The sequence below is a fragment of the Okeania sp. SIO3B5 genome, assembly GCF_010692555.1.
Taxonomy (GTDB): Bacteria; Cyanobacteriota; Cyanobacteriia; order Cyanobacteriales; family Microcoleaceae; genus Okeania.
This window is the reverse complement of record NZ_JAAHHG010000077.1, coordinates 1-18,125: the sequence shown is the minus strand read 5'-3', so window position 1 is coordinate 18,125 and position 18,125 is coordinate 1. Positions and strand designations below refer to the sequence as shown.

Genomic DNA, 18,125 nt, shown 5'->3' with positions numbered 1-18,125 from the left:
TATGACTACTCAATCACGGCAGCTATGATTTTCTTCTAAAATTCTGTCTCCTGTCTCCTGTCTCCTGACTCCTTCTTCGGTTGCTAAATTTTCTTGTGCGGAATGTGGGTTATAACTTTTTAAGAAAAAAATATAGCAGTTCTCAGTTCAGTTGCTCAGAATTAAATATTGAGCATTAAAAAAACTAAAAACCGCTTGCTATTTTTTATTAAAATATTAAATTGGGGAGATAAAAATTAATTATTAGCTTTAGATATATTAGATATAGCATAGAGCGCGATCGCTAAACTCAATCGTGCTTGTTCAACTTCTGACAAATCATACCAAGAAGTTGATTGAATTGTTGCCAAAGTATTTTCTACTGCATCATTATGACTACCACGCATCGCATAAGCTAGGGGACGCGCCATTACTTCCAAATCTTCCAAATCCCAACCTGGTAAAACTTCGCTGACACAATGTACTAATTGGTCTGAAAGAGATAGAATAGATCCTAAACTATTCACCCGATCGACAACATTAACAGCAATTTTGCCTAACTTGTTGAGTAAATTCTTAGGAGCAAGACCTGAAAACTTCTCAGATAAGGAATTCTGGATATCAATCGCAGAAAAAAGTAGATTGGTTTGACTATAAAATTCTTCGCAGGCGGAAGTCATTTCCAGATCGGTTAGTAAATCAGACAATGGTAGTTCCTGTTCAAGAGCATCAAAATAAGTATCTGATTCTGCTGCTTCAGGATTCCAAGGATAAGCAATATCATCAAGAACTATAGAATTCAATAAATCCAATTCTACTTGGGTAGAATTATTAGCAGAAAACTGAGAGTGGGAAGGCTGATCATTCATAATTTTATTCCTGAGTAAAAATAATTCATCTTCTATTAAACATAGAAGTAGGTAATTAGCAATATTGTTATTTCCTACTTAATCAGCTACAAAAGCAACCTAGCTAGTTCCGCAATTCTAAACTTAGATTAACTAGCTAAAATCTTTTACTGTTTCAATCACAAACTCAAAAGCTTGACCTTGAGAACTGCCAAATTTTAGCAGTGTTCCTGATGTTATGGCAACCTCATCACGATGGATTCTTTGCCAATCACCAGACTGATAAATTAAAGTACCAAAACGAGAAATATCTTTTAAAAAATAAGTGGGTGTAACCTGTTCCCCCGGAAAACGACGAGAAAAAATTTCAGCGTGTTTTTGGGAAACCCACCGCTCAAAAATCACCACATCATTTTCCTGAGAACGTCCAACCGCGATCGTACCAGGCCAAATAGGCCAAACCTCACTATTATTATCTTGAGAACGTAAAAAAGCCCTAGAAGTTGAACTACCAATCCAAGTCGGAGAGTTAGTGGGTAGTTGAGTTACCAACTCATCGAAAACTTGAATTAATTGACCATTGAACTCCGGGTGCATATATAATACTGGTAAAGTCCAAGCAGGTTGATTAAATCTATAAAGAGTTAATAACTGTTGCCTAGCCACAGCTACTGCTTGATCTATCAACATTCCCTCTCTCAAGCATTGGGCAAAAACTTGAATAAAACTCAAAGCTTCTCCATCAGCAATTTCATCTCGCATTCCTAAAACTGCTGGTACTCCATGATGAATTAAGACCTCTGCTAGACTACTGCGCGGTATGGCCTCGACTTGACCAGAAGATATATCTGTAGCTGGTTGCGCTCCCCAGCAAGCATTGAATACTGCCAAGGTTACTCCATTGCGGACCAGAACTTGAGCTAGCTCAGTACCATTGATAGTAGTCTCAGGTGCTAAAAATAACCAACCGCCATCTGGGCCTGGTTTACCATGGCCAGCATAAAAAAGTACGTTATAAATTTTTTTATCTAGATGGGAAATTAATTTTTCTGGAGTCGGTTGAATTAATGTATCGACTCTGCAAGGTACAAAAGAATTAACTCTGTGTAAATTTTGGTTTGTAATCTCGCGGGGTTTTAAAACCTCAGTTATTCGAGCTGCTTCTTCTTCTAGTTCTAATTTGGACAAAGTAGAAAATTGGTGGTCTTTAGCTGAAGATGATTGTTCTTGAGGCGAACTTTCCCCCATCACCAGCAAAATATTCAAATATGGGGAAGGTGGGCGAGGTGGTAAGGAGTGAACGTCACTGGTAGTACGACTAAACAAAATTTCTCTACTTAGAGAAAAAGCAGGTAAAGAAATTCCTGGTTGCATGATTTCCCAGGGTAGGGCAATTAATTCGGGTGTCCGAATGTCCAATCTTACCTGTAAGGGCAGTTCTTGCCCAATGGCAATACCTTGACTTTGGTGGAGACTTTGAGCAATTTCTCCTTGAAATAGCCACTGCCATAGGCTAATACCCAAATTTTGCATCAGGCGACTGGTACGATTAATTTTGACGTTGGAAGCAGGGGCAGGATGAATATTTGGAGTTGATGCTAAAGCTGGTTGAGGTGTTCCGATGGGAATAGCAGGTAAACTTTGGGGAGAGAATACTTCTAACCAGGCCTTCCAAGCTTGTGACAAGGTTTCTGGCCAAATTTGATCGTGATGGACATATCCCCGTTGGAAAGGAGCCTGCATTACCCAGATGGCAAAATGATTAGCTTCTGGGATATTCAGGCGGGCGATCGCTATATTTAGGCAAGGACTTTCTGGTGGGAAAGGCATTCAATTTTTTTTAAACTATATTTTAAATGTACTCAAAGAAATCTATGCTAATTTACCTATATTATTTTATGTCTTAAGCCTTCATTTCAAAACGAGACATCTATAACTTAATTTATACAGAAAATTGGTTTTTTTTAATTAATTTAAGGTGAGAATTTCTACCGCTCAACTAAACTTACTCAAAGTTACTCAAAGACCTTAAAGCTTAGTCGTTCGAAGTGGAACGACCACTACAGGGTTAAACGGCAAACCCTTTATTCCCTGGTCAAAGACATCAGGAATTACTTTTTTAATTATATTGAATGACCCATTTACATCTGCATTTAATAATTTATTTTCCCTGGTTTTATACAATCCTCTTGTTACTCTTTTTCCACTAAATTTCGGTTTTTTATCTCCATATTTTGGTAAATCATCCCCATCTAAGCAGCTCGATTGAGATGTATAAGATTCTTCTGTAATTATTAATTTTATTCCTCTTAATTGGGCTTTATACGTTAACATCTCTATTAACCTATAGTGAGGGATGTTCACAAATTGTTGATTGTTCTTTTTCCCTAATTTTATCTCTTGTTTCCAATTCTGATTCTGCCCAATGATTAAGATTCCTATTTCATGGTTAACACACCAATCTATTACTCTTTTACTTGCTGTATGAAGATAGTTCTCTACTCGAAAATTCCGTTGGTGAGTTAATTTTTTTAACCGATTAGAATTGCATCTATTATGGTTGGTTTTTAATTGAGATTGTAAATAAGAGCGTTGTTTATTATAAAAGGTGTTAATTGCTTTTAATGGTCTGCCTTTAATCAAAAGAGGTGCAGTTCCTGTTTTATTTGTCGTTACAGCTATTAAATTATTTACTCCTAAATCTACTCCTGCTATTTGTTTATTTTCTGTTGTTTCCTCCGATTTTTCATAGACTATTTCTATTATATAACAGCTACTTTTGGGGATAATTCTTGCCTCTATTATTTCTGTCTGTGCAGTGGGTATTTTTATTTCACTCATTGACAGATGAAAAATTCCTGTTTTTAAGGCTTTTTTGTAAATTGATTCATTCGGATAGGGCAGAATATTTCGGCCTTTTGTCTTATGCTTGTATTTTGGGATTTTTGGTTTCCCTAAAAATTTATTTGGCTGTTTTTTCCACTCTCTTAAGGCTGAAAAATAACTATTCCAAGCTGAGTCTAATCTCCTGATTATTTGCTTACTTACCTTGGTAGGTAAAGCTTGATAATCGTAACTCTTAGATACTAGATGATACAGTTGATTAAAATTTAATTTCTTTTTGTTTTCAAAGAGGTATTGACGATAATAATAGTTAGCTAAATTGAACAGATTTTTTGACAAAAAAGCTTTGTGGTCAACTTGTGACCACAAATAATACGATTTGGTAATAACATGACGTTCAACTAGCTTCATATCTTAAATTGTAGCTGATAGTGACTCAATGGTTAGCTTCGGCATATTCCTGAATTGCTGCCCCAATATCTCTAACTCTTGCCCCTGGTTTTATTTCAGCAATCCCTAGCATCATACACTCTTTGGTTACTTTTACCAATTTTCGGGCTGAGGCTGATGGGTTCCCTATTAGAAATGTTCTGGAAGTATCGCCATGGTGGCCATCGAGAATGGGGGTAATATCTATAATTGATAATATCTCCTTCATGGCCGGACTTCATTAATGAATAATGGATAATTACCTCTGGTTAAAACCGTTACGGAATTGAATATCACAAGAGGCTTTAAACCTGTGGGGATTAATTATCAATTATTAATTGGTTAAAGATGTATTTGCTATACTTTGCTAGTATATATCATCATAGCAAAGCATAGCACAACACAAGTTAGTCAATTTTTTGTATGCTTAAGATCGAAAAAATAAGTATTAGGTGTTTAAAATGGGCGGAAAAACAGATTTAGATAGAGTTGTAGCTTATATTCCTCCAGAGTGGAAAAAAGAATTAGAGGGGTGGGCAAAAGAGAATGAACGTTCCGTATCTTGGTTGGTGGGCAAGTTAATTGAGCGAGGTTTACAAGAACATAGAAACGATCAAGATCCTGTAAAAGAAGGTGTTAGGTATTAGGTGTTAGGTAAGCATTCAGCCATCAGCTATCAGCTATTACTTTAGGATAAAAGCTCTATTAATTGTCTTACTACACAATTTACCTCTCTTGTTCTTAAAGCCTATATTAATTGAAACACTGCCCTATGTTGAGAGATTCTTTTTGCTGATAGCTGACAGCTAATAGCTGTTTGCGTTTGCGTAGCATCCCGTAGGGAAGCATTCCGCAGGAAATGCTTACGTTATTAGGTATTAAATATATTTTCTAAAGGATATTGATTTTAGAGATTTTTATTCTTACTTTTTCCTGATTATGAGAAAGAAAATGTTAGGTATTAACTAGATTTTCTAGCAGTACTAAATAGCATTCTTTTCTCAATAATTTAGAGTTTTTAAAGGGAGTAAAATCAAAATTTTACAACACGAAAACAAAGAATACAGCGGATTCCACCTTGGTGAGGTACGCCCGTCGCGGGCAAGATGCCCGCACTGGAAAAATTTAATTGTTAATATCTGTACTTCTTATGCGAGGAATCTGCTGTATTTTTGATAACTGATAGCTAGTTAAGTAAAGTTTTACTGGGTGCATCTCAATGCGTGAATAAAGCCAAAAATTTATCGCCTTTAGGGAACACCGGAGCTGGGAACAGGGAATATATAGGAAAAAAGTATTTTTGCTTGCTATGAGATGCACCCGTTTTACTTTTAGATAAAATTTACTTAAAAACATCAAAATACTCAGAACAAGAGTGTTGATTTTATAGATTTTCCCTCTTCCTTCTTCCTTTTTTCCTCTTCCCTCTTCCTTCTTCCTTTTTCCCTCTTCCTTCTTCCTTTTTCCCTCTTCCTTCTTCCTTCTTACACAACAAATGTGGCATCTTAAAAAATATAGTTGGCACTTTACTTTATCTCTATTTATTTTTTTAGTTCTCGGTGCATTTATTACTAGAGGATACACTTTTCCAGTAGGAAATCACTACACCCATGTTCCTCAAATTAAATCAATGTTGAATCCTGAACTCTATGTTAATGATTACTATGTTCAGGAAATGTTGCAGTTTACCCCTAGATATTACTATCAACATTTAGTTTATTTTCTCAGCAAAGTTACTGGTAGTATTTCTCTCACATATTTGATTTATTATCTGATTTCATTTATTGGTTTTATCTGGGGTTTATCTGCAATTAGTAAAATTTTTACCACCTCAAAATTATCTACGGCAGTTTTAATTTTTCTAAGTTTAAAAGCCTACACTTTAATTGGATATTTAGAATTTTTTCCTAATACTCCCATACCTGCCACATTTGCGATGAGTCTAACAGTTTGGGGGATTTATTTCTGTTTTCGGCAAAAATGGATAATTGGTTATTTATTTTTTGGTATTGCTTCAATATTACAGTTTTTAGTTGGGGTTTTGCCGGGAATAATGATGATACCAATTATGTTCATTGAAGCGATAAAAAATCGGCGGCTTAAACAAATTATTTTGCCGTTAATTATTTTATTTGGGTTGGCAAGTTTAGTTTATCTGCCAATGGTATTAACTGGTACGACTAGCACTGATAAGTTGAGTAATGAAGAATTTGTTTTCATCTACGGTTGGGTGAGAAATCCTCATCATATTATTCCTGCTTATTGGAATTGGAAAATTAGACTGGATTTTATCTGTTTTATTTTGGGTGGATGTTTGTGTATTCACAAAGTTGATATTGTTCGATCGGAAGATTTTTTGCATAAGTCGGGAAAAGGCAAGATAGAAGAGATAACAGGAAGGAAAAAAGATTCAATTTTTACTAATGTAAGATTTTTTGAGAATGAGAAATGGAAATTTTACCTAATTATTGCAGAGTCAATTTTTGCTTTGTTTTTGGGTTATATTTTTGTGGAAGTTTATCCACTAGCTTTATTTGCTAAGTTGCAGTTAGCGCGAACTGTTCCTTTTGCTCAATTGATGATATTTATTGCTGTGGGTATTTTGAGCGATCGCTTATATCAACAGGGTAATTTAGGAGTTGGTTTACTATTGATAATATCTCTAATTTTGCCTGTGCCGTATCAAGGAATTTGCTTTTTTATTTTATCGGTGGGATTGTTTTTTTTGGAGAAATGGAGTTACAAATTAGTAGTCTGGTTAATAGTTTTAACTGGATTAATATTTTACTTATGGCAATCACCGACAGATTCAAGTTTTCATCATTTATTGGCAAAACTTAGTTTATTTTTGGTGTTAATATTTCCGTTTATTTTGGATGAAGTTGATTTAGCGTTGGCGGAGCCTAGCGGCAGCTACATCGTCAGGAAATATTTAATTACTTATAGTTTGACTGGAGTCACAACTTTAGTATTCATTTTCGGATTATTTGAGGCATTGCCAGGAAAATTTTTAGAGGTATTTCAACAACAGGTAAAATTCAACAGAATTCCTCAAAATGAAGTGACGAAGTTGGCTTTACGATTTAAACAAATTAGCAATAAAGACGACATAATTTTAATTCCTCCATTTGTGTCAAATTTTCAGTTTTTTTCTGAGAGGGCAGTTATTGTAGACTTTAAACATTTTCCTCAAACAGATAGCGGAATTAGGGAGTGGAAAAATCGAATGGAGGACGTTTTTGGCGTACCTTTGAATGATAAATTAGCGGTAGGAGCGATGGAAATTTTGTTTCCACAACAGACGGGAAAAGAATTAGTTAATGTGGCGAAAAAATATGGCGCTGAATATATTTTGACTAGGGTTAAATGGCATGGAGATATTGAAGGAAAAGTTCTGATTCGAGAAGGGGAATGGGTGATTTTTCAAATAAATTCTGATTAGTAGAGGATTGATTTATCAACCCGAATGGCTTTGTTGCATGAAAGTATATAGCTGCCGTACTTGTTCCACATATGTACTTCATAATGTGCGGAAACTGCTGTAACTATTGGACAATAGATAAATAGAACATCAATGTTTGAGGAGAAAAAAACTGAAACTTTTACCTGCAAAAGCTTTGAGGTTTAATCAGCAGAGTAATAACTATTGGACAATAGATAAACAGGACTTAGGCAAAGGCACTATTTATAGAGTCCATAAACTATTGTTTAATAGTTTTGAACTCTATATATAGCGTATCTGCGTAAGTCCTAATAAATAGAATATGAATCATCAAAAAACACAGCGATCGCTATCTCAGGAAAGTCATAACTATTGGACAATAGATAAATAGAATATGAATCATCAAAAAACACAGCGATCGCTATCTCAGGAAAGTCATAACTATTGGACAATAGTTAAATAGAATATGAATCATCAAAAAACACAGCGATCGCTTGGCAGTGCAGAATCATAACTATTGGACAATAGTTAAATAGAATATGAATCATCAAAAAACACAGCGATCGCTATCTCAGGAAAGTCATAACTATTGGACAATAGTTAAATAGAATATGAATCATCAAAAAACACAGCGATCGCTTGGCAGTGCAGAGTAATAACTATTGGGCAATAGTTAAATAGAATATGAATCATCAAAAAACACAGCGATCGCTTGGCAGTGCAGAGCAATAACTATTGGACAATAGTTAAATAGAATATGAATCATCAAAAAACACAGCGATCGCTTGGCAGTGCAGAGCAATAACTATTGGACAATAGTTAAATAGAATATGAATCATCAAAAAACACAGCGATCGCTTGGCAGTGCAGAGCAATAACTATTGGACAATAGTTAAATAGAATATGAATCATCAAAAAACACAGCGATCGCTTGGAAGTGCAGAGCAATAACTATTGGACAATAGTTAAATAGAATATGAATCATCAAAAAACACAGCGATATAGCTGTCGTTCTACCCAACCTACATTTTTATAATTCTTCCTACTCCCTACTCCCTATTCATTATGTCAAATCTCATAGTTAAAGACTTAGAAATATTGCAAGATAATCTTAATCAAGCAGGCTTAGATTATCAACTAGAATTAGAGGAAGGAAAAATATTAGTTATGAGTCCGTCAGATATTTTTTCTAGCGAAATAGGCGTTCGTTTAATAACTTCTCTTTCTAACTGGGTTTATCCACGTCGTCTCGGACATTTATTTGATTCTAGTGCTGGTTTTATTATTTCTGATTCTAATTTAAAAGTACCTGACGTTTCCTTTGTTCGTGCCCCACGTCTCAAAAAAAGCGTTAGTTATTTTGGAGAATTAACACCTGATTTAGTAGTATAAATTAAATCTCAAAGTGACAGAATCAAACCTTTAAAAGAGAAAATAAAGAAGTATTTCGAATTAGGAGCGAAAGTAGGAATTTTGATAGACTCTGATGAGGAAATAGTTGTGGTTTATCGTTCCAATGGTGAAGAAATTGAATTGAGAAATGGAGATAAATTGACTATTCTTGAACTTTTTGGTGGGTGGGAATTGCCTATTGTTGAACTTTGGCCTCCTGTGTTTGATGAAGATGAATAAATTTGTGACAAATTTAGTGTAGAGTTATGGAAACTTTATTGTGGGTTTGTTTGAGTCAAATTTCATCTCTAATGTCTGTTTTTTTATGAACCCATTCAAATAGCTCAAGCATATTCATAAAATCCAAGAATGTATTTCATGAATGAACCAAAATTTATCAATTCAAAAATTTTAAAAAATTTGCTTTTGCCGATAATTTTAGTATTAATTATCATCACTATTTTCGTGAAAGGTAGTATTTGGATTGAGAATAGTATTTTACACAATTTAGTTCAGAAAATTGAAAATCTACAAAATGATATTGATGAACTAGCACCAACAAACGAACTGCTACTTAAAGATAAATTAAATTTGCAAATTGAGAATAGAAATTTCCATAGTTTAGTTCAGAAAATTGAAAATCTACAAAATGAAATTGATGACCTAATACAAACAGATGAAATACAACTTAAAGATAAATTAAATTTGCAAATTGAGAATAGTAATTTCTATAGTTTAGTTCATAAAATTGAAAATCTACAAAGTGACATTGATGAATTAGCACCAACAAACGAACTGCTACTTAAAGATAAACTAACTTTGCAAAAAGATTTGCTTTTTATAGAAAAAGATAAAGCTAATGCTCAGAATGCTATCTATGGAACTATAATTCAAGCCGTTGGTGGAATGTTTTTCTTTGTCACTGCTTACTTTTCATTGCGTAATGTTGAGGCAACTGAACAGAAGCAAGTTGCAGAAAGATTTAGCAAAGCAGTTGAACAATTAGGAAATAAAAGTGACAGTGACAAACTTGTTCAACTAGGAGGAATTTACGCTTTAGAGCGAATAGCAAATGATTCTGAACAAGATCGTTGGACAATTATGAAAGTTATGATTTCTTTTATTCGGGAAACTTCTCCAAATCCTCCAAATAATTCAAACGATACCTCTTCTGTATCAACTAATAGCACTCTGGTGGCCATTTCTATTCTTGGGGAACTTAGCAAATATCAAAAGGACAGAAACCTTGATTTAAGTAATACTAAACTTGCTCAAGGGGATCTTAAGGGTGCTTATTTTAGAAAGGCTAATTTGAAAAATACTAACCTTGAAGAAACTGTTCTTATAGAAGCTAATCTAGAAAATGCTAATCTAGAAAATGCTAATCTAGAAAATGCTAATCTAGAAAATGCTATATTAACAGGAGCTGATTTAAGTAAAGCTAATCTTAAGTTAGCTTATCTTTACCAAGTTAACTTTACTGAAGCCAAACTTATGAATGCCGATCTAGAAGGTGCCGATCTAAGTAATGCTAACTTTAAGGGAGCTAATTTAGATGGGGCAATAATAAGTAATAAAACAAACTTTTTTGGAGCAAAAGAGTTAAAAGTAGAGCAGATTAAAGCAGCAAAAGATTGGGAATTTGGCATTTATAGTGAAGACTTTAGAAAAGAATTAGGTTTATCTCCCATAAATCAGGAGGATTAAACTAGGTTTTTTGGTGGTGGTTCATTGTAATTATTTTGTTCAAGGGAACATTGATAGTATCTTGTTCCCTTGCTAGACATTGTTAATCCCCATTACCATTAGGCGAGGAGGACTACCGATTTTTTTTTCTTCTCGGTCTTATTAAAACTCGGTAAACAGTACCAAAATTTTCACCTTCTAAAGAAGCAAGAGTCTTGTGAGTAATACATTGACCTTCACCAAGTTTGCTTGTCCATTGCCCATCAGGTAGTTGTCTTGCTACATGCAATGGCTTTCCCTCTTTACAATAAATTGCTACCTTTTCAAAACCACGTTCAAGATTTTCATTATTTCCCGGACAACGAGAATAGCCATGAAGTTCAAAAACTTCTGTATAAGCTTCTAAAGTATCTTGTCTTGGCACAGGATGAGGCCAATAATAAGTACCTAAATCATCTGGTTCCCACCATCGGTCTTTTTCTTGTTCTCCTATTGCCCAAGCTACTGCATTGTATTTTTTGTTCATTGAGCCATCAATCACTTGATAGTTACCAGATGACAAACCAGGAAATGTTTTTTCAATCTCTGGCATAACCTTTTCTTGTTGCCAACGAAGTATCTTAGGTAAATTAGAAAACTTAATAACAAGGTTATTAACTGTTAATTTCCTTGGATATATAATATTTCTAACGAAATTATCTCTATTAGAAAACTCAGTTGAAACCTTAGTAACAAGGTTATTAACTTCTAATTTCTCTTGACATCTATTTGATATAGACTTCTTTATAATTGGCATAATCTTTGCTTTTTCCTAATCTAATTCAAGCTTTTCTAATCTTTTAATTAATATAACCTTTAGTTTTTCCCCACTTAATCCAAGCTTCTTTCATTTCAATTATTCTGCCTCTTTGTTCTTCTGCGATAGGGTTTTCGCCCGTAATTGCAATTAAAGCATAAAACCAATGGTCAGGCTCATCATTTTGAGCTAACTCCTTTAGTAAAAGAGGTATGGCATCATGCCCAAGAGCGATTATTTGCTGATAAGCTGGATGAGTTAACTTTTGTGTAAAGGGTAGAAACCAAACTTTAGACTTCCAATGCTTCCACTGTTCGGCTAATTTTTTAAACTTTACTTCAATTTGACTTTGAGTAGGAATAGACGCTTGAAGTTTACGCCTTTGGTTTTCGAGCTTTATATTTAGGATAATAGAAGCTAATATATCAGCTACTTTTTTCCCCTGTTCAATCATTTCAGGAAAGAATAAATATTCAGCTCCAGTATATAAAGAGAAAGTTCCTACAATTCTCCCTTTTGCTACAAGTGGAAAACATCCGGTAGATTTAAAACCATTATGTTTTATCCAATCTTTATTTCTAAAGATAGGCCGATCTTGTGTTTGAATTGATTCTTGTAAATCTGGAACAATCAAATATTCTTTTTGGTTATATGCCATCCACAAGAATTCTTCATCATTTCGTTCTCTATGACTATTATTTCTTTTAGAACTCACTCCATCCTCAAGAAATGTAGCTTCGGTTTTTAGAGTATCAGAATCATCATCTTTCATTCGCAGAACACCTGCTTTAAAAGCATTGTTTTGATTTTTTACAAATGAATCAATGACTTGTATACAAATATTATTTAAAGGCTCTTGTGAATGATTTGAGTATTTCACCTTGTACATCTCCCCAGCAATTAGATTTAGTTTCTGGCTCAACTTTTTGATCACTTTTCTTAATGACCCTTAATACTTCGTAAATTTTATTGGCACTATTCAAAGGTTTAGTCAAAATCTTTTCCATAAGGGTCTCAACTGTAAATAATAGAACTTTAGTCAATTTTATAATGACTATTAACCATATTACACTTAATATCTAGTCAATCTGTATAGCTTGTAAGATTCTCGTGCAGATAGCTGATTATAAAGAAAAAGATAAATGTAATATTCTTGATTTTTCAAAGCAGAAAAAACTTTAGTTCTCAATATTAATAGGATATAAAAACTATAGATATTAAACCTACATTGCATACTTCAATATGTAGTATAAAACTAGGAGTCAGAATTCAAAATTCAGGAGGAAATCATAGTGGTTAATTATGACTCAACAATTAAAGAAGTAGGGCTTGCTGAATATTTTCCTAAGCATTTGATAAATGAGAAAGGTAAATGAAGATAATTTATATAGTATAAATACTTAATACTTGACCAGCTACGGATTTTTATACTACTTTTAATGTTACAATTTGACGTGTGGAATTTGGGATTGAAGTGCTTTCTCCAGTTAATAAGCGCGAACCTGGTCTGACAAATTATCGTCAGAAACGAAGACGACTTTATCAAGCGAGGGTGCATCTGACTGTAGACATCTACAAATAATAAAAATCAAATTATATTACAGCGGTTTTCATTTCAGTAGACCACAGTAGGGACGTTGCATGCAACGTCCCTACAGGGTTTTAGTTATGGCGATGTGGTTCATCAATTTGAAAAGCGCTGTATGTCCCGATAATTAGTGATAAAAAAACTTTCTCCTTTTCCTCCTCTTCTTTCTTGCTTCTTTCTTTCCTCCTGACTCCTAAAGACTTAAGTTGAAATTATTGATTCAAGAACTCTAGATTCTTTAATTGGTAGCTGAATGATAAACTCTGTCCCTTCTTTTGGTTGTGAAGTGCATTTCAAAATACCAGAATGTTTTTCCACTATAATTTGGTAACTAATAGAAAGACCAAGACCTGTTCCTTTACCTACTTGTTTAGTGGTGAAAAAGGGATCGAAAACTCGATTAATTGTATTTTCTGTCATTCCTGGACCATTATCTTTAATAGATATGACAGCATATTTGAGATTAGCTGTGGATAGATGTTGATTTTCATTAAAATTATTTACTGTTTCTGCAGATTCAGAATTAATCTGGGTAGTAATTTTAATTTGCCTTGGTTTTTGTTGACTTTCGAGGGCATCAATTGCATTATTAAAAATGTTCAGAAATACTTGATTTAGTTGCCCTGGGAAACACTCTAATTTCGGTAATTTACCATACTCTTTAATAATTTCAATTCCAGAATCTTTTCCGCTTGATTTAATTCGGTGATCTAAAATTAATAAGGTGCTATCAATACCTTCATGGATATCTACTATTTTCTTTTCTGCTTCGTCATGACGGGAAAAGTTTCTCAAAGATAAGACAATTTGACGGATACGTTCGGTTCCCATTTCCATTGAAGATAGAATTTTTGGTAAGTCTTCGATTAAAAATTCTAAGTCTATATCTTCAACTTTATCCTCAATTTCTGTTATAGGATCTGGATAATACTTTTGATAAATGTTTAATAATTCCAGAATACTTTTGATATAATTTTCAACATAAGTAAGATTGCCATGAATAAAGTTCACAGGATTATTAATCTCATGAGCTAAACCTGCCACCATTTGACCTATAGATGACATTTTTTCTTGCTGAATTAACTGAGCTTCTTTTTGCTGTAAATTCTGTAAAGCTTCAGTGAGGTGGTGAGCTTGAGTTTGAGCAGCTAAAGCAGCAGCACGGGTTTGAGCATAAAGTTCGGCTTGATCAATGGCGATCGCTAGTTGGTCTACTACTGCTTGCAATAATTCTACTTCACTATCTTTCCAAGGTCGAGGACTACTATATTGGTTACAAATAACTCCCCCTTGTTGACCAGAAAGAGTTTGTAATGGCAGCAATAATGTAGATTTTACTGTCAATTTTTGCAGATATGTCTGTATTGGTTCAAGATGAGATTGATTGATTTTTGCAATATTATCAAATCGTATAATCTCACGATTACGAATTTTATCAGATAAAATTTTTACCTGTTCTGTGGGATAATCTGGGGTGTAAACTGATATTTCTGGGTTAGAATCTTCATGGGTGACGGCAATGCCATTCATTTGATTGGGTAAACACCAGATGAATAAACATTGGTCAATTTGTAAAAGATTTCTAATTTCTGTAACTGCTGTTTCTAATATTTTGTCAAGATCAAGGGAATCTCTGATTTGGCTAGCAAGGCGAAATAGTAATGCTTCTCGGTTGTTTAATAGTTGTTCTTGCGTCTTAACTTTATCTATAGTAGTAGCGATCGCATTAGCTATCCAATTGAGTACATCTCTAGCTGACTCGCCAATAACTTGACTGCTCCATATACATATAACCCCAACAACTCGATGATCTGAAGTCAGTAGAGTAAAATCATTGGTGAGAATTTGTTGTTCGTTGTCAGACTTAATTTTTGAATTTAGGTTCTCAGAAGTTAAGATATTTTTCGGAGTCAGTAGTCTTTGTCTATATTCGATTTCTAATTCTAAGTTTTTACCAGATAATGCTTGTAGCTCTAGTTGACTGCTTTGAGTGTTAAGAGTCCATATACATGAGCAAATTACATCTAGTTCTGTAACGAGTGCTTGGGTACAACGTTGAAGGATATCGTTCAGAGAACCACCTTCTCCCACAGCTATTCCTACTTCAGCTTCTAGAGCTGATAAATGCGATCTTTCTATTAAAGCTGCTTCTATACATTTACGCTCTGTGATGTCTCGTGAAACTGCAACTAATTCTATCACTTTACCTGTTTGTGGATCGTTAATTTTTTGACAAGTAGTTTCAAACCAAATATAATGACCTTTTTTGTGGCGTAGTCGATGAGTGAAGGTATGGCTTTCTTGGTGTTTTAGGTTGTTTAGTTCATATAATTTTTTGTCTTCTGGGTGGAATAAGTCATCGTAAATACAACGTCCCACTAGCTCTTTTGGTTCGTATCCCAGGAGATAACGACAGGCAGCAGAGGCGAACAAAAATATACCTTCTATAGTTTGCCTAGAAATGAGATCAGTAGAATTATTAGTTAAGAGTCGATAACGTGCTTCACTTTCTCGGAGTGCTTCTTCGGCTTGTTTCTTTTTAGTGATATCTGTTTGGATACCAATAAAGTTTGTCAGACTACCATCATTGCCTCTGACTGGAGATATTGCTAATTCGTTCCAGAAGAAAGTACCATCTTTGCGGTAATTTTTTAAGACAACTAAGCAGTTGGTTTCTAACTGCATTGCTTGACGAATTTGAGATACTGCTACCGGATCGGTGTCAGTACCTTGTAAAAATCTACAGTTTTTTCCTAATATTTCTTGACGAGAGTAGCCTGTAATTCTTTCAAAAGTTGAGTTACAGTAAATAATAGGGTTATCATGCTGAGTATTATCAGAAATTACTATGCCATTATTGCTGGCTGCGATCGCTCTTTCTAGCAGATGTAGTGTTTTTTTCTCTTGATTTTCATCAGCTATTTCTTGTAATTTGATGGATTTTCTACTAAAGTCATACAGTTTATGTTGTAATTTTACTTGGGTACTGGTATGAATGCTTAGTTTTTCTAATAATTTCTGACATTTATTTGTTATCGCTCTGGATACATAGTCCATTACTGATAAAATACCAATTTGTTTGCCATTGATATGAATGGGAATTCCAGCATAAAATCTAATTTTGGCTTCTGATACTACTAAACTATGATTTGCTGTCCTTCGATCAGCTAGTGTATTAGATATAATTAGTGGTTTTGTTTCTGTATCCGGAAAAGTACTTAGAACAGTTTTCACAAAGTCTAGGTAGTCATTTTTTTTCTGATGAATACCTATTTGGGACTTTAACCAAATATAGTTAGAATCCATAAAGCTAATAAATGCAATTGGAGCCTCAGTGATGTTTGCTGCTAACTCTACTGTTTCTTCAAAGAAAGTTTCAAGAGCTAATAAATGGTATAGTGATTTTACTTCCATTTTATTGACCTTATTTGTTTGTTTTTTTATTCTTATGGCTCATAATTGGGTAACTAACTGTTACTTTCTCTATGATATTATTTTAAGTATATTAACAATTTTAAAAAGCATCGAGCTACATTTATTTATTATATAAGTATAGCATGAACCAACAGTTTTTGACTACAAATTGATCTAATCATTGATTTGGCGTTGTACAATTACTACCTAGTAACAAGCTATAATTGTCAGTCAGCAATTAGCAAACAATACTTTTTTGAGTAGGGTAAAGCTTGGGTTGAATTTTTTTTTCAAGCTATAATCTAATAATTATTATTTGTAGACAATTATGAAAAAATACTGAGATTTGTTGGTAAATAATTTAGTAATAAATACTCTTTAAAGTCAAAGAGATGAATTCATTAATTGATAATTGATAATGGATAATTGATAATTAGCTATGGTTAAAACCGCTCTTGATTGAATATAAGGAAATATTATTTCTTCTCTTGAACCATTGGATATGGCTAGGAAACCCATCCATTCCTCGACCACTTTTTTACCCTTGAAAGGGGGAGGCTTTAAACTAAAATTACAGCAGATTCCAAGTATATGAAGTACAGATATTAATAATTAAATGTTCCCAGTCCGAGCATCTTGCTCGCGCGGGTGTACCTCACCAAAGTGGAATCCGCTGTATTTAATTATTAGACATCTCCAGAAAAGAGGGAGTAGGGAGTAGGGAGTAGGGAGTAGGGTTCATTAATGGATAATTGATAATGGATAATTGATAATTAGCTCTGGTTAAAACCGCTCTTGATTGAATATAAGGAAATATTATTTCTTCTCTTGGTTGATTGGATATGGCGAGGGGACCTCGCCATCCGGAGACCGCTTTTTCCCCCTTAAAAGGGGAGGCTTCAAGGCGCGAATTATTTAATTATTAATTAGTTAATTATTCGGTAAATAATTGATAATTTCTTTGGAATAATTGATTTTATTTTTTATTATTGGAGATGTCTAGTAATAATTAATAATTAATAATTAATAATTAATTATTCGGTAATAATATATCGGGAACTGAAAAAAAATATGAAAAAAACAATTTTAGCAGTAGATGATAGTACTGTTATGCATAAGATTTTTAAACAAGCTTTGAGTCAAGAATATCGGGTATTAGTAACTGATAATGCTATAGATGCTTTGTCAATGATATACCATGAACAGGTGACAGTTATTTTGTTAGATATTTTAATGCCTGGTATAGATGGTTTAGAACTTTGTCGGACAATACGTAGTATTCCTCAATTTCAAAATCTACCAATTATTATGTTGACAGCAAGAGGTAGTTCTTTTGATAAAGTTCAAGGACATTTAGCTGGTGCTACAGAATATCTGACTAAACCTTTTGATGCAGAAAAGTTACATCAGGTAATTCAACAATTAATAATTAATAATTAATAATTAATAATTAATAATTAGAGTTTGCTGAAAAAGTCTTTTAACCCACCCCTAACCCCTCCCAGGAGGGGAAGATAGGAGACAACCCACCCCTCGCCCCTCCCAGGAGGGGAGGGGAAGACAGGAGACAGGAGACAGGAAAAAAGGGAATGAGCGAGGAGGTAGGAGTAAGAATTGTAAGAGTGATTTTTCTGCCCAACTCTTGTGTAAAATACGCTCCTTTTTGAGCGTTTTAGGCTGAAACAGGTACACTGCAATTCGAAATCG

General features: G+C 34.0%; 14 protein-coding genes and 2 pseudogenes. 6 read left to right on the top strand and 10 right to left on the bottom strand.

All coding sequences use genetic code 11. The annotated features are described in order from the left end of the window. Positions 1–236: 236 nt before the first annotated feature. The 4 genes and pseudogenes from F6K54_RS13245 to F6K54_RS13230 all read right to left on the bottom strand — a co-directional run. Positions 237–848 (bottom strand): hypothetical protein, encoded by a 612-nt coding sequence (locus tag F6K54_RS13245; RefSeq protein WP_293078191.1) that lies wholly within the window; start codon positions 846–848, stop codon positions 237–239. A gap of 132 nt (positions 849–980) precedes the next feature. Continuing rightward, positions 981–2,657: a CHAT domain-containing protein gene (locus F6K54_RS13240; RefSeq protein ID WP_293078189.1), complete on the bottom strand. Its 1,677-nt coding sequence runs from the start codon at positions 2,655–2,657 to the stop codon at positions 981–983. A gap of 198 nt (positions 2,658–2,855) precedes the next feature. Further along, positions 2,856–4,082, bottom strand: coding sequence for a transposase (locus F6K54_RS13235; protein ID WP_293078187.1), 1,227 nt, complete (start codon positions 4,080–4,082; stop codon positions 2,856–2,858). Positions 4,083–4,116: 34 nt separating this feature from the next. Further along, positions 4,117–4,327 (bottom strand): annotated as a pseudogene (locus tag F6K54_RS13230) (M24 family metallopeptidase); the annotation flags it as partial. A 234-nt stretch (positions 4,328–4,561) separates the two neighbouring features. Here F6K54_RS13230 and F6K54_RS13225 point away from each other — a divergent pair. Continuing rightward, complete coding sequence (locus tag F6K54_RS13225) at positions 4,562–4,747, top strand: CopG family transcriptional regulator (RefSeq protein WP_293078185.1); 186 nt, start codon at positions 4,562–4,564, stop codon at positions 4,745–4,747. Between the two features lie 848 nt (positions 4,748–5,595). Further along, a complete protein-coding gene (locus F6K54_RS13220) occupies positions 5,596–7,542 on the top strand; it encodes a DUF6798 domain-containing protein (RefSeq protein WP_293078183.1) in 1,947 nt (648 codons plus the stop codon). Between the two features lie 308 nt (positions 7,543–7,850). Here F6K54_RS13220 and F6K54_RS13215 read toward each other — a convergent pair whose 3' ends face one another. From F6K54_RS13215 to F6K54_RS13205, 3 genes are all read right to left on the bottom strand, one after another. Beyond that, positions 7,851–7,994, bottom strand: coding sequence for a hypothetical protein (locus F6K54_RS13215; protein ID WP_293078181.1), 144 nt, complete (start codon positions 7,992–7,994; stop codon positions 7,851–7,853). 148 nt (positions 7,995–8,142) lie between these two features. Beyond that, entirely contained in the window at positions 8,143–8,271 is a 129-nt protein-coding gene (locus tag F6K54_RS13210) for a hypothetical protein (RefSeq protein ID WP_293078179.1), read from the bottom strand. Positions 8,272–8,288: 17 nt separating this feature from the next. Continuing rightward, the gene (locus F6K54_RS13205) at positions 8,289–8,417 is read right to left on the bottom strand and encodes a hypothetical protein (protein ID WP_293078177.1); all 129 of its coding nucleotides are present in this window, start codon (positions 8,415–8,417) and stop codon (positions 8,289–8,291) included. Positions 8,418–8,607: 190 nt separating this feature from the next. Between F6K54_RS13205 and F6K54_RS13200 the strand changes: the two are divergent. Both F6K54_RS13200 and F6K54_RS13195 read left to right on the top strand, forming a co-directional pair. Beyond that, a pseudogene (locus tag F6K54_RS13200) lies at positions 8,608–9,174 on the top strand (Uma2 family endonuclease). A gap of 138 nt (positions 9,175–9,312) precedes the next feature. Further along, positions 9,313–10,641, top strand: a complete 1,329-nt coding sequence (locus tag F6K54_RS13195) for a pentapeptide repeat-containing protein (RefSeq protein ID WP_293078175.1) — start codon at positions 9,313–9,315, stop codon at positions 10,639–10,641. Positions 10,642–10,753: 112 nt separating this feature from the next. On the opposite strand, the gene F6K54_RS13190 is transcribed toward F6K54_RS13195, so the two are convergent. Further along, positions 10,754–11,416 carry a hypothetical protein gene (locus F6K54_RS13190; RefSeq protein WP_293078173.1) on the bottom strand — a complete coding sequence of 221 codons (663 nt, stop codon included), beginning with the start codon at positions 11,414–11,416 and terminating at the stop codon, positions 10,754–10,756. 43 nt (positions 11,417–11,459) lie between these two features. Then, on the bottom strand, positions 11,460–12,296 hold the full coding sequence (locus tag F6K54_RS13185; RefSeq protein ID WP_293078171.1) for a GAF domain-containing protein: 837 nt from the start codon (positions 12,294–12,296) through the stop codon (positions 11,460–11,462). A gap of 576 nt (positions 12,297–12,872) precedes the next feature. Between F6K54_RS13185 and F6K54_RS13180 the strand changes: the two genes are divergently transcribed. Then, complete coding sequence (locus F6K54_RS13180; protein WP_293078169.1) at positions 12,873–12,998, top strand: DUF4058 family protein; 126 nt, start codon at positions 12,873–12,875, stop codon at positions 12,996–12,998. A gap of 207 nt (positions 12,999–13,205) precedes the next feature. On the opposite strand, the gene F6K54_RS13175 is transcribed toward F6K54_RS13180, so the two are convergent. Further along, positions 13,206–16,418, bottom strand: a complete 3,213-nt coding sequence (locus tag F6K54_RS13175) for a PAS domain S-box protein (protein ID WP_293078167.1) — start codon at positions 16,416–16,418, stop codon at positions 13,206–13,208. A 1,071-nt stretch (positions 16,419–17,489) separates the two neighbouring features. Here F6K54_RS13175 and F6K54_RS13170 point away from each other — a divergent pair. Continuing rightward, a complete protein-coding gene (locus F6K54_RS13170) occupies positions 17,490–17,858 on the top strand; it encodes a response regulator (RefSeq protein WP_293078165.1) in 369 nt (122 codons plus the stop codon). Positions 17,859–18,125: the final 267 nt, after the last annotated feature.